1 protein-coding gene is annotated in these 791 nt (G+C 42.5%); it reads left to right on the top strand.

Annotated features, from left to right (window positions below; translation table 11 throughout):
- The coding region (locus Y882_RS19740) for an FAD-dependent thymidylate synthase (RefSeq protein WP_046973437.1) at nucleotides 1-551 on the top strand (551 nt) is incomplete at its 5' end.
- Nucleotides 552-791: the final 240 nt, after the last annotated feature.

Genomic DNA, 791 nt, shown 5'->3' with positions numbered 1-791 from the left:
TGACAGCTACTCAATGGAATAACTTCTTTGGTTTACGCATTCATCCCGATGCTCAACCAGAGATTTGTGAATTGGCTACTAAGATGAAGGAACAGTATGACCAATCAAAACCCCGTACCCTGTTGGCTGGGGAATGGCATTTGCCGTACATTACTAATAGTGATTACCTCGATGCTTACGATTATTGCAAACATCAACGAATTACTCGTGATGAACCAAGTAGTGATGAGATTAATTGCCTGTTAGTAAAAATCTCTGCTGCTCGTTGTGCCCGTGCTTCCTATAACAACTTTAAAGGTACTCCTTCTACTATCGAAGAAGACCTGCGTTTGTTCTCTAAATTGGTTGAAAGTAAGCCTGTTCACGCAAGCCCTACTGAACATCAAGCAACTCCTCAGCATGTAATGAGTAAAGGCTTAAATGAGCCTACTGACCCATCTACATGGGAAAATGGCATTAGCCACATGGACAGAAATTTACGTTTATACTCAGGTAATCTGTGTGGCTGGATTCAATTCCGTAAGCTGCTTGCAGATGAATGCATCCACTAAGTAGGTCTTTTGTGGTTGTAGACCACTCATAATAAACTCCGCTATTTGCCTCCTACACGGAGGCAATTTTTTTGATTACATGCACATAGGAGGCCATATGGCTAAGCCACGTAAATTCCGTATTAAGGATAAGCCTGTAATGGGTAGTGCTGCTGGTCAGTCACACGAGAAAGGAGACATTGTTTATGAATGCCTTCAGTATGATTACGGCGTTGCTCATGATGACACTCGTGCTACTGG

It is taken from the genome of Dyella japonica DSM 16301, assembly GCF_001010355.1.
Taxonomy (GTDB): domain Bacteria; phylum Pseudomonadota; class Gammaproteobacteria; order Xanthomonadales; family Rhodanobacteraceae; genus Dyella; species Dyella japonica.
Note: the sequence above shows the minus strand (reverse complement) of the source record. Positions and strands in the feature narration are given on the sequence as shown.